Here is a 14,422-nt window from a genome sequence, read left to right as displayed (position 1 = left end):
TCTATTCGTTGTTACAATCGAGGGCAAAAGAAGTTAGGACCTATAATTCCTTTTCTGCTTGTAAAGGAAACAGAGAGTTCTAATCCACCCTGACTTCTGGTGGCACGATTCAAGCTGGATGTATTAAAGTCGTAGCTTAATCCAAACACCATATTTTTCAGGTGTAAGCCAAAAAATGCAATAGCTGAATCATCAACCCGGTAATTTGAACCAAAAAGCAAATCCGATTCCTGATTTAACATCAGTTGTGCATAAGCACCCGCGGCAATTTCCCGTGCGTTACCCTGTTTCATGTAAAGCACATTAGGAGTGATATCAAGTACCTCTGATACTCGTACCCTTGCACCACCATGAGCAGCATATCTTATTGGCATTCTTACACTGTTGCCCAAAAACTTATCCACCGGTCTTGTAATGTGTCCGGCCATTACCCCACCAAATGTGTTTATTCTTTGATCAGGATTCCCGTCAAAAAACATAACCCCAGCATTTACATCAGGAACAAGAGTATTGGAAGATACAAATGATTCATTTATCCCGAAATTTGGATCATATCCGGTAATAGGGTTAAACTGAGAGCCCAATGTAATCTTCGAAGGATCAAAGCTCTTATTCAGGATACCTGCCTGTAATCCAAAATTAATCATGTTTAAGCCAGCTCTTCCAAAATGAATCCTATATGCTCCGGAAACCAATGCACTTAAATGATTGTAACTAATGTCTCCTGCATTTTGATTCAAGACCATCGCACCAAAGGCTAAGTTTTTAACTGGTGCCATGTCGAATGACGCGCCACCAGTTAAAAATGAGTTTGAAATAGATCCCCACTGCTGTTTTGCATTGAGTGAAACTCTATACTCTCCATCAGTCACCCCTGTCAACGCAGGATTTAACCATAAAGGGTGTGCATAGTATTGTGAGAAGTGAGGATCAATCTGGGCTGTAACCCTTAAGGCTCCCAAACTTAAAAATGCTCCTATTGCCAGTATTTTTATTAGTTTCTTCATAACAAATTTGTTTTTCGAGGTTTTAGGTAAATGGTTCATATTAACTGGACTCATCTTCTATCTTAATAATGTTATTGTACCTTTCTTAGTTGTTTTTGTACCATCATTAAATTCAACATCCAGGTAATAAACATATACACCATTCGGCTGTATATCGCCTTTATATGTTCCATCCCAACCATTCTGAATACTTAATGATTCATATATGAATTGTCCCCACTGATTGTACACACGCAACTTCATTTTGGCAATTGTATTTCCATATACCAGGAATATATCGTTCTTACCATCATTATTTGGTGTAAATGTGTTTGGAACAAAAACAGTATTACCCAGAGGATTTTCACTTTTTGCTGTTAATGATGTTGCGTCACTTAACTGGCAATCCAGTTGTCCTTTTGCCCTCACCCTGATGGTTACACTTTGATCTGGTTGTAAACCCGCAGCAAGATATGTCGTGCCTGAAGTAGGCGGTATCCAGGTCAATCCATTATCAAGAGAAACTTCATATCCTGTAGCTCCAGCAACAACATTCCACTGGAACGTAATGCTGGTAGATGTAGCTGACTGAACTGACACTACTGGAGCATCTAGTTTAGAAAGAACTGTTACAACTACTGGAGTACGCGTGGCACTTGTACAGCTGGTAAGAGTATTAGAAGCTTCAACATAATAAGTAGTTGTCGCTGTTAATCCCGGTGTGGTAAATGATGTTCCGGTAGACAATGCCGTACCTCCCGTTGCTGTATTGTACCAACGATAGCTAAGTGTAGCATCAGAGTTATCTACAGTCAGTACTGTACTTGACCCTGAACACAATGGACCGGAAACTCCTGATAAAGAAGCTGGTGGCAATGGAATAGCCGTCGGCGTTACCGTAACTGCAGTGCGGCTTGTACTTATGCATGTTGCCGTAGAAGCGCCTACATAATATATCGTAGCCACTGTAATACCAGGCGTTGTAAAGCTGGTTCCTGATGCAAGCTCAGTTCCATTTACAGCAGTACTATACCATTTATATATTACTCCTGTCTGCGGATTTGACACTGTTAACACAGCTGCACTTCCAGCACATACATTTACAGATGAAGAGGCAACAGTTGGAACAAGTGGTTTTGGAGAAACAGTCACAGTTGTTTTAACTCTTCCTGTAGCATTTCCACATCCAGTGGCACTTATTGCAACTACATAGAAGTCAGTATTTGCATTTAATATTCCTGTAGTAAACTGTGTACCGGTAAATATAGATGTACCACCATTTGCAACGTCATACCACATATATGAAACGCCGGTTTGTGCATTTTGAACTGTTAATACCGTAGACTCACCACTACAGATACTTGTTCCTGCTGAAGCAATAACCGGAGTAATAGGTAGTGGATTAACTGTGATCGTTACTACCCTTGCAGTTCCGGCAGTATTTGCACATTTATTAGCGCCTCTCACGGTTACATAGTAAGTTGTCGTTGCGCTTAAGACTGGTGTACTATATGTTGGCCCTGTAGATACAGCGTTAGTCAATGCTGCATCTGTGTACCAGGTAAATACAGGATTTGTAACCGTAGTACTGCTGGCTGTCAGACTAGCTGTCCCTCCTTCGCACAAAGGATTTGCTCCTGAAACAGATACATCTGAGGCTAAAGCAGGAGGGTTAACTGTTAGTGTTACTACCCTTGCGTTGGCTGCCGTATTTTCACATTTGTTAGCTCCCCTAACTGTTACGTAGTAATTCGTGGTTGTAGTGATTGAAGGAGTATTGAATACACTTCCAGTCCAAACCGCGGTTGTAAGTGCCGGGTCGCTATACCAGGTAAATATTGGATTGGTCACAGTTGTACTTGTCGCAGTCAGCGTAGCAGTTGTACCTGCACACAATGGAGTTCCTGCTCCGGTAACACTGATATCCGAAGCCAAAGCTGGTGGATTTATAGTTACTTTCACAACTTTAGCGTTAGCCGCTGTATTCGCACATCTGTTTGATCCTGAAACGGTAACATAGTAAGTAGTTGTGGCACTGAGTGCTCCTGTATTGAATGTTGGTCCTGTCCACACCGCATTGGTTAATGCGGCATCGCTGTACCAGGTAAATACAGGGCTCACAACAGTAACACTACTAGCTGTCAACGTAGCTGAAGCTCCGGCACAAAGTGGTGCACCCGCACCGACAACGTTGATATCACTCGCTAAAGCCGGAGGGTTAACAGTAACGGTGACAATTTTTGCTGTAGCAGCAGTATTCTCACATTTATTCAGTCCCCTAACGGTAACATAATAAGTAGTAGTTGCAGTAAGCGGAGGCGTAGTAAACGATGCTGAATTCGAGACAACAACTGTTAAATTGGCATCGCTATACCAGGTGAATACAGGGTTAGTTACAGTCGTGCTACTGGCGGTCAAAGTAGCAGTTGTACCTGCACACAATGGACTGCCCGCACCCGCTACATTAATATCCGAAGCTAAAGCTGGTGGATTTATAGTTATAGTCACAACTTTAGCATTTGCCGCTGTATTTGCACATTTATTAGCGCCCCTCACGGTTACATAATAAGTCTTCGTGGCTGTGAGTACTGGCGTGTTAAATGTTGCCCCCGTCCACACTGGATTAGTCAATGCTGCATCTGTGTACCAGGTAAATACAGGATTTGTAACCGTAGTACTGCTGGCTACCAAACTAGCAGACGTTCCAGAACACAATGGATTGTCTGCACCAGTAACATTAATATCTGAAGCTAAAGCAGGAGGGTTAACTGTTAGTGTTACTACTCTTGCGTTGGCTGCTGTATTTTCACATTTGTTAGCTCCCCTAACTGTTACGTAGTAATTTGTGGTCGTAGTGATTGAAGGAGTATTGAATACACTTCCAGTCCAAACCGCGGTTGTAAGTGCCGGGTCGCTATACCAGGTAAATATTGGATTGGTCACAGTTGTACTGGTCGCAGTCAGCGTAGCAGTTGTACCTGCACACAATGGAGTCCCTGCTCCGGTAACACTGATATCCGAAGCCAAAGCTGGTGGATTTATAGTTACTTTCACAACTTTAGCGTTAGCCGCTGTATTCGCACATCTGTTTGATCCTGAAACGGTAACATAGTAAGTAGTTGTGGCACTGAGTGCTCCTGTATTGAATGTTGGTCCTGTCCACACCGCATTGGTTAATGCGGCATCGCTGTACCAGGTAAATACAGGGCTCACAACAGTAACACTACTAGCTGTCAACGTAGCTGAAGCTCCGGCACAAAGTGGTGCACCCGCACCGACAACGTTGATATCACTCGCTAAAGCCGGAGGGTTAACAGTAACGGTGACAATTTTTGCTGTAGCAGCAGTATTCTCACATTTATTCAGTCCCCTAACGGTAACATAATAAGTAGTAGTTGCAGTAAGCGGAGGCGTAGTAAACGATGCTGAATTCGAGACAACAACTGTTAAATTGGCATCGCTATACCAGGTAAATACAGGGTTAGTTACTGTTGTTGTACTGGCAACAAGACTAGCCGTATTTCCTGCACAGAATGGAGTGTTTGCCCCATCCACAATAATATCGGATGCTGATGCCGGCGGATTTACGGTTATCACAACAACTTCTGCATTTGAAGCTAGATTTTCACATTTATTATCTCCTTTTACTGTTACGTAATAAGTTCTGCTTGTTGTAAGCATTGGTGTCGTAAACTTATCTCCGGTAAATACTGCATTTGTCAAGGCTGCATCTGTATACCATGTGAATACAGGATTCGTAATCGTGGTAGTTGTAGCTGTCAGGATAGCAGTAGTACCTGAACAGATTGGCGAACCTGCACCAGTCACATCGAGATCGGCTGCTGTTGCAGGAGGATTCACTATTAGGGTCACAACTTTTGCTTCAGCTGCTGCATTTGCACATTTATTGGTTCCCCTTACAGTTACATAGTAAGTTATCGTTCCGGTTAGTGCATCTGTTATAAATGTATCACCAGTAAACACTGCATTGGTAAGTGAAGGATCGGTATACCAGGTAAATACAGGAGATGTAACCGTAGTACTTGTTGCTTTTAAAGTAGCTTTTGTACCTGAACAGAATGGGGCGCCAGCACCTGTTACTGTAACATCTGTAGCAACGGCAGTAGGATTTACTGTAAGTGTGATTTTAGTTCTTCCAGTGGTGTTGCCACAAGAATTACCATTAACAGCACCTACATAGAAATCATGAACGCCAACACCCAAACTTGCAGGTGTTGTATAGGTATTTGTGTTCGCAGCTAAAAGATTTCCACCTACAGCGGCAGTATACCAGTTGAAAGATACACCTGCAACAGCTTTAACACTCAAAGTAACCGGAGTATTTGGGCATGTAGTAAGCGGATTTGCATTAGCTTCCGGCGCATCAGGTGCAGACAGTATAGTTACAATCACTTTTGTTTTTACACTCTCACATCCGTTGCGGTTTGCTGAAACAAAATAATCATATGTTCCTGCTGCCAAGGCCGGATCGGTAGAAATTGTAGCTCCGTCAGCCAGGTAAGTTGTTCCTCTGTACCATTTATAGGTAATACCAGTTGACGCAGGATTCTTCACTGCTAAAGTAGCTGAAGAACCGGCACAGACAATAGCTGAAGTACTTTCCACGGTCGGATGTGCAATTACACGTTGTGCATAATTGAAATCTACCGTAGTCAATACTGCCGCAAGACCCGATCTTAATCTTAGTTCAACACCATCAAATTCTTTCTGAGGTACGAAAGATAAAATCGCTCCGCTGTTATCACTAAATAATTCTAGATGGATTAATGGATTATTGGCAACGACTACATCATTGTTGCTGGTCGATCCATTGTAAGTTGTTAATTCGATGGAAGGTAATACAGCCAATGAAAGTAGTTTTCCAGGAGAGCTGATACGTACTTTTACGGTATCACCAATTTTTGAAAGTCCTGTAAATCCAACATGCTGATAAACCGAAGCACCTAACGCGCCTACAGGCATCACTAAAGAAGAAGCACTTTCGACATCGTTGTCAACCGCAAGCTGTGGATTAAATACACCTGTTAGCAATGCTATCCCATCAACGCCGCTTCTCACCTGATTAACAGCTGCCTCGCAAGGTACGTCCGTTGGTACGCCATTAGGAATAACAATTACATCAACGGATGTGCGAACTGATGTACAGCCTCCAGAGACAAAAGCTTCAACATAATAAGTTATTGTTAATGGTGAGGTTCCATTGTTAACTAATGAAGCTGTTTCATAACGAGCGTCTGTAGACAATACCGTTGTAGATACTGGACTATCATACCATCTAAACGTAGCCCCCACTGTGCTTGATGTTGCCGTCAATACAGCTGGAGAACCTGATCTTATGGTAACCGAAGCAGGAGTCACCACAGGCTTATCTATGATACCTACATTAATTGTAGCAGTAGTTCTTGATGATGCAACACTGCAAGAATTTACCGCTTCCACCAGGTAGCTTACGGTGCCGGTAATACCTGTAATTGTAAATGTTGTTCCATCTGCCTGGTATATACCGTTGTTATCGTACCATTTGTAGGTAATACCTACCAAAGGGTTACTTACTGAAAGGATAACATCAGTTCCTGTACAAGCATTAACTGTAGGTGATACCAACACTGGAGGCTGAGGTTTAGGCGTTACGGTTACGTTAACAACTGTTCTGTAGCTCGCACATCCTGAGGCTGTATTAGCCTCTACAAAAAACCTGGTATTTGTTGTTAATGCAGGGGTAGTAAATGTGGTACCATCTGCCAGGTAATTTCCTGTCGCATCATACCATTTATACGTAATTCCAGCATTTGGACTTTGAACGCTTAAAAGAGCGGTCTGAGTTTCACACGCAGTCACATTTGCCGAAACTACCTTAGGAGCCACTGCGACACGTTGTACATAATTCAGATCCACTGTTTTTAATAGGCCAGCAAGTCCATCATTAATGCTAACTTCTACCTGATTAAAGACCTGAGTTGGTACAAAAGAAATAAGAGCTTCTGTATTACCGCTCAGCAGTTCAAGACGGATCAATGGATTATTTATTGCGAGTCCATCATTGTTGCTTACATTATTATTGTAAGTACCGATCCTGATCTCCGACAATAGACCTAAAGAAAGGAGCTTACCCGGAGCTGTCAACAATACCCTTACAGTATCTCCAACATTTGATGGATTGGCGAAACCAACGCGCTGATAAACTGACGCACCAAGGAGACCAACCGGCATCACCAGAGACGATGCTGTTTTAGTATCATTATCAATAGCCAGTTGAGGATTGAATACGCCTGCAAGAACTGCAAGTCCGTTTATCCCATTAACTTGCGTAGTCGGAGCTTCACATGGCACTGGATTAGGGCTTCCTCCTCCATTCACATTGATAGTAACCTGTACCCTGCTAGCTGACGAACAGCCTGTGATGGTTGAGTTAACTGAAAGGTAATACGTAGTGGTAGTCATCAACGGAGGCGTTACATAAGTAGACCCTGAGTAAACCGGAATTGTTGATGTAGCCGAGGTATACCAGTTAAACGTAACATTTGCGTCAGTTGATGAGGCAGTTAATATCACCGTTTGCCCTGCGTTTACAGTTGTTGCTGAAGCTTGTACTTGTGGCAGCACCGGTAAAGGATTAACAGTTACTGATACCGCAGTACGCGTTGCACTTATACAGGTACCATTCGCAGCTTCTACGTAATAAGTAGTATTTGCAGTCAATACCGGTGTTGTGTATATAGTGCCAGAGAAAATAGGGGTTACTGAAGTTTGGTCAGCGTACCAGTTATATGTAGTTCCCGGAATAGGGTTAGATATAGAAATTGGAGTAGAAGACCCTGAGCAAACAGGTGCAACTGTTGCGACAACCGGAGCTGCCGGAGCTGTGGTCACGACCACGTTTACAGGAACTCGTATTTGATTCGAACAACTTCCTTTACTTACTTCTACATAATAGGTTGTATTTGCCGTTAAGATTGGTGTGGTAAAATTCTCGCCAGTAGCCAGAGGCGCTCCTCCTGTGGCGTCAGCATACCATCTTAAAGTTGTACCACCATTTGCCGCAGCTGAGAGTGTGGTTGCAGATCCGGAACAAATCAATTGTCCTGAAGCCGAAACTGTAGGGTTAGGATAAATTATCTCTGCACCATAAATACGGAGATTGATCAAAGCTGAAACAAGTCCTGTTGCTCTCACCTCTACCCTATCATAAGTTCCTCCTGCAGGCAATGTCGCTATAAAGCGATTACCGCTAAGCAAACGTAAATTAAGTAATGACGAACTAAGTGTATAAGTATTAACAACAATACTTCCATTCATGATTCTTACCTGGATACCTCCAAGTACTCCTACATCTGCAAGACCTGTTGGGGTTTCAAGATTTAAACGGATACTATCTGTTCCCGCTCCTGTACCGGCGAAGATTAGTCTTTGATATCCTGAACCGCCAACGCCCACAGGTAATGAGATCGTTGTATAGTTCGTTAAATTATCATCGACCGAATTACCGGCATCTTGTACTGTACACAGTAAACAAATTCCATTTACACCACTCTGCTGACTAGTTGCAGCATTACAGTTAGGATTTACAGGACCGCCAATAACCACTACTGTAACTGGAGTTCTGATTGCACTAGCACACCCTGATGCATTAACGGAACCAGCATAATAAGTTGTCGTTGCAGTAAGTGCTGGAGTTGTAAAAGAAACACCGCTGGCTAAAATTGCACCTCCCGTAGGGGCTGCATACCAGTTAATCGTGGCTCCTACTATCGGAGTCGCAGATAAAGTAGCAGTTTGTCCTGAGCTGATTGTTTCGTTATTACTGGTAATTACAACTGGTGTAGGTAGTGGATTTACCGTAACGGTAACAGCAGTACGTGCCGCACTTACACATGAACCTGCAGCAGCTTCTACATAATACGTAGCATCAGCTGTTAATACTCCTGTTGTATAACTTGTTCCTGTACCAACGATAGTTCCCGCTGTAGGATCGGTATACCAGTTGTAGATTACACCTGTTACCGGGCTATTGATATTTAGTGTTGCTGTTGACCCTGAACAAACAGGAGCTACTGCAGCGACCACAGGGTTAGAAGGTGTAGCAGTAACAGTAACTGTCACCGGAACCCTTTGTACATTAGCACAAGTGCCTTTGCTTACTTCTATATAATATGTTGTTGTCGAAGTTAATGTCCCAGTTGTGAAAGTCCCTCCCGTTGCAAGAACTGTTGTACTTGTTGGTGATGAATACCATTTTAGTGTCGTACCACCATTTGCAGTGGCAGTTAATATAGTTGTACTACCTGAGCAGATCGCCTGACCTGTCGATGCGAGTGTAGGGTTTGGATAAATTACTTCTGCACCGTAGATACTTAAATTACTTAATGCTGAAACAAGAGCTCCAAAACTGATCTCTACCCTGTCGTAAATACCTCCGGCTGGAAGTGTTGCCTTAAATCTGTTTCCGCTTAACAGCTTTAGGTCAAGTAGGGTTGAATTCAGAGGATAAGTTGCGACGATATTTGAACCGTTCATCACTGTCACCGTTACCCCTCCTAAAACTCCCACATCTGCTAAACCAACAGGTGTTGCGAGATCCAGGCGAATACTGTCTGTTGCGGCTCCGGCACTTGCAAAAATCAATCTCTGATATCCCGTAGAGCCTACACCTACAGCAAGGTTAATTTTAGTAAATGTATTCGGGTCTGAATCTGTTGATCCCCCAGGCGTCTGAACACTGCACAATAAGCACAAACCGCCGATACCACTTTGTTGACCAACCGCTGCATTACAGTTCGGATTTACCGGGGTACTTGTTACAGTAACCGTAACCGGCACCCTTGACAGACTGAAACAACCTGATGCATTTTGTGTCTCAACATAATAAGTTGTTGTTGAAGATAATGCCGGTGTGATAAATGATGTTCCCGTGCCGAGAGCCACACCTCCAGTTGGATTAGCATACCATCTTATGGTATTCCCTGCATCAGCAATTGCTTGAAGCGTAGCTGTCTGCCCAGAACTAATAGTCTCATTATTTGTAACTATTGTAGCCGAAGCGGGAGCTGCATTGATACTAACCATAACTTGGGTACGACTGCTGACAGCCGAACCTGAGCTCGCTTCAACATAATATGTCGTATTTGATGTTAATACATCTGTAGTATATGTGGTACCTGTAAATAACACCGTATTTCCAGACGCTCCATACCATTTGTAAACAACACCTGAAATCATATTACTTACCGAAAGTGTCGCTGTCGTTCCACTGCATGTCGTTGCAGCGGCTACAACTGGTGCACCCACATTAACCAACAATGAATAATCAGTAGTCGTAGACAATCCAGTATTATCAGTCGCTTTTAAGGTAATATTATAATTTCCTCCTACTGTTGGTATACCTGTAATCTGACGTGTTGCCGGATCAAAGTTCAACCCTGCAGGCAATCCTGTTGCAGTATAAGTATATGGTGCTGTGCCACCAGATACAGCTGGCAAAGTCTGTGTTGGATATGAAGTACCCACAAGTCCATCTGGCAAGACAGCTGTAGGCAGCGACAACACACCATTTACGTTAATAGAATAATTTTGCGTGACATTTGCCCCGACAGCATCAGTAACTTTAACACTAACATTGAAATTACCCGACTGTGTAGGTGTCCCGGTAATGTCACGGGTGGTAGTATTGAAAGACAGGCCCGGAGGTAAATTAGATGCAACATACGTATATGGTCCTGTACCTCCCGTAGCTGCAGGAATATTTTGAGTAACATATACGGTTCCTACAGTTCCGTCTGGAAGTACTTTCCCTGCGAGTAATAATGGATCACTGACTTTAATTGTATAATTAGTAGTAATTGTAGAGCCATCAGCATCTGTTACTTTCACAGGAATAGTGAATGTTCCAACTTGAGTTGGTGTACCCGTAATTTGACGGGTTAAAGGATCAAAGGTTAATCCCGGAGGCAAACCTGTTGTGGCGCTATAAACATATGGCCCGTTACCTCCTGTTGCAGAAGGAATAGTTTGAGTTAAGTAAGTTTCACCTACTGTTCCATCAGCTAAAGTTGCTGTAGGAAGAACTAAAGGATCTCTTACAATAATTGTATAATCTCGTGATACCGTATTACCGTTAGCATCAGTAGCTGTAACAGGTATGGTATAAGTACCAACCTGAGTTGGCGTACCAGTAATCTCTCGCGTTATAACATTAAATGTTAATCCCGGAGGAAGATTGGATGCTGTATAAGTGTAAGGTGTAGTTCCCCCAGTGGCAGCAGGAATTGTTTGTGTTGGATAAACTGTACCAACAATACCATTAGGCAAAACTGCCGCCGGTAATGCTAAAGCAGGCGTCACATTTAATGCAAATGCTGTAATTGATGAACAACCTTTGCTATCAGTTGCGACGATAGAAAATGTAGCATTGTTAATCGCTGTTGATGGTGTACCACCTATAATACCGCTGGATGACAAAGTCAAGCCAGCAGGCAAACTACTTCCTGGGGATAGTGCATATGTAAATCCAGGTGTCCCTCCAGTAGCTGAGTTAATCTGACTGGAATAAGATGAAGCTACAGTGGCATTACTTAAAGTAGTCGTTGCAAAAGTTATAGGAGGATTAACCGTGACAGTAACTGGTACCCGCTGAGAATTAGCGCATGTACCTTTACTTACTTCTATATAATAAGTTGTTGTAGCTGATAACGCTCCTGTTGTAAATGTTTCTCCCGTTGCGAGCGCTACACCACCATTTGAAGCTGCATACCATTTTAATATGGTACCACCATTTGCCGATGCATTTAATGTTGTTGTACTTCCTGAACAAGCGAATAATCCGGTTGAAGCTACAGTTGGATTCGGATAAATAATCTCAGCCCCATATATATTAAGACTGCTCAAAGCAGAAACCAATGCTCCAAAACGAACTTCTACACGGTCATAAACTCCCCCTGCAGGTAAAGTAACTTTAAATCTGTTGCCACTAAGCAACTTTAAATTTAGTAAGCTCGAGTTTAACGGATAAGTTACCACTACATTTGTACCGTTCATGACCCTTACGGTAATTCCTCCAAGCACTCCAACATCTGCTAATCCGGTTGGCGTTTCCAGATCAAGACGGATGCTATCTGTAGTTGACCCTTGACTTGCAAACAATAGTCGCTGATAACCAACCGCACCCACCCCAACTGCAAGATTAATTCTTGTAAAATTATTTAAGTCGGCATCAGTTGAATTACCAGCATCCAGAATACTACAAGCCAGGCAAATCCCTTCAATTCCACTTTGCTGACTTATTGCAGCATTACAGTTTGGATTTGCAGGTCCATTTGTTACTGTTACCGTAACAGGGACTCTGGTAGCACTTGAGCAACCAGATGCATTTTCAGTCCCTACATAATATGTTGTAGTTGTATTCAGGATTGGCGTGGTAAAAGTATTACCTGATGCAAGGGCAGCGCCTCCAGCTGGTAAAGCATACCATTTAATAGTATTACCCGCATCAGCCGTAGCTGCAAGCGTTGCAGTTTGTCCTGCGCTGATTGTTTCATTAGCTGTAGTAACTATTGGAATATTTGGTAGCTCATTTACAGTCACTACCACTGCAGTACGAGAAGGACTCACGCAAGTACCAGTAACAGTTTCAGCATAAAAAGTAGTTGTTCCTGTAAGTGCGGAAGTAGTATAGCTATTGCCAGTTGCCAAAAGTGTACCTCCTGTGGCATCTGTATACCATCGGTATGTATTTCCTGGTGTTGGACTATTAATTGATAAAACCGCCGTTGATCCTGAACAAATTTGAGCAACAGTTGATACCGCCGGGGGAAGTGGTATTGGGGTTACAATTATATTAACAGGAACTCTTAATGATTCTTCGGTACACCCAATTGTTCTCGCAGAAACATAATATGTTTTATTCGCTGTAAGTGCGGGGGTAGTATATGTTCCTGTAGATGGTGTTGTAGCAAGAGCCGGTCCCCCTGTAGCTGCTTCATACCATCTCAATTCATTTAACGCACTTGTTGTTGCTGTAAGATCGGCTCTTGAGCCTGAACATATATTCACAATGTTCGAAGCTGGCGCTATAAAGGTTGGCCGCGCTGCAGATCGGTTTATTGAATATAAATTAAACGTCTGCGTAAGACTAATATTTAGTAATGATGATAACGTAACCTTTACCCGATCAAATGGCACTCCGGGAGCAAAAGGCACAGCTGCTGGTTGCCCGGTATTCAGTAATCCAAGTAAATCGAGATCAAGTAAAGTTGAAAGATTTCCAGTATATACCTCAGTTGCGCCATTATAAGCTGTCAAGGTAACATTATTTAATAATCCTGCATTAAGTAAAGCCGGAGCAACCTGAATCTTAACGTTAAATTCATCTCCGGCATTAGATAATGTTTCAAAATAAACATTCTGACTAATCGTTCCTGCAACTCCAAGAGCGCCTAAGCTAATTTGTGAATAATTATCCGGGTCAGCATCTATTGCCCTTTCGATATCGGTAACGCCGGCTTTACCCAACCCTAAAAGATCTGCGGTAAGCCCAGTACCTTCATACGATGTTGCGAAAGCTTGAACACAAGGATTAGTTCCGTCGCCATGAAAAGCATAATATACATCTGTGTAGCTATTGGCCCCTAGTCCTAAAACTGCGTTGGTAAAATCTTTTATATAAACACGATCATAAGCTGCCGTTGGTGTTATTGCAATATAATAATACCCATTTGCATCCTTGATGAGTTTAATGTTTTCTGTAGAAAATGGATTTGAACTATTTCCAAAAGTTACATTATTTACACTTCCAGTTCCCATTCTTGCCCCAGCTTCAAAATAACGGTTACCCAAAACTACCGATCCAACTACATTTGTCAGAACATTCCCTAAGTTCCCTCCAAGCAGTGTATTTAGAAGATCTGGATTCGCTACATTAATTCTTATGTAGGAAGTTTTCCCTGCTGCTACCGTACTTGGAAATTTCAATTCAAGTTCTCCCTGAAATGAAGCAAGCCCCAACGCAAGCCCTGCGTTCGAGATAATTCTTGTAGCTGAATTATCTGATGTCAAAGCATTCCCTGGGTTATTAACTGTGGTTATGTTGCAAGCACCAAGACCTAATAGTCCACAACCCAAACCAGTATATGGCCCGGTATGAACTTCTTCAGTTGCATAAATTCTGGATTGTGCATACGATTTAGAACCTATCAGCGTTATAGCTAATAAATATATAAGTATAGCAACAGACCTTTTAAAATTTCCTGGTAGGGTAGATGTCCATTTCATAAGAGAGGAATTGAGATTATCTAAAATTACTGGTACAATTTTAGTAATAGATTAGGTTGCAATAACCGTTCGAATTGTTCATTTAGAACAGCCAAAGAGGCGTGTCTTATTCATTTTGTTCATTTTAAGTGTTAGTAAAAACCCTGAATAGC

Annotated in this window: 2 protein-coding genes; both read right to left on the bottom strand. The window is 42.4% G+C overall.

Translation table 11 applies throughout. From position 1 onward, the window contains the following. Positions 1-11: 11 nt before the first annotated feature. Positions 12-1,007 carry a PorP/SprF family type IX secretion system membrane protein gene (locus R2Q78_RS09335; RefSeq protein WP_316791088.1) on the bottom strand — a complete coding sequence of 332 codons (996 nt, stop codon included), beginning with the start codon at positions 1,005-1,007 and terminating at the stop codon, positions 12-14. Between the two features lie 57 nt (positions 1,008-1,064). Further along, positions 1,065-14,270, bottom strand: coding sequence for a putative Ig domain-containing protein (locus R2Q78_RS09330; RefSeq protein ID WP_316791086.1), 13,206 nt, complete (start codon positions 14,268-14,270; stop codon positions 1,065-1,067). Between the last annotated feature and the right edge of the window lie 152 nt (positions 14,271-14,422).

Source organism: Pedobacter frigoris (genome assembly GCF_032678645.1).
In the GTDB taxonomy this organism is placed as follows: domain Bacteria; phylum Bacteroidota; class Bacteroidia; order Sphingobacteriales; family Sphingobacteriaceae; genus Pedobacter; species Pedobacter frigoris_A.
This window is presented reverse-complemented; position numbering and strand designations above follow the sequence as displayed.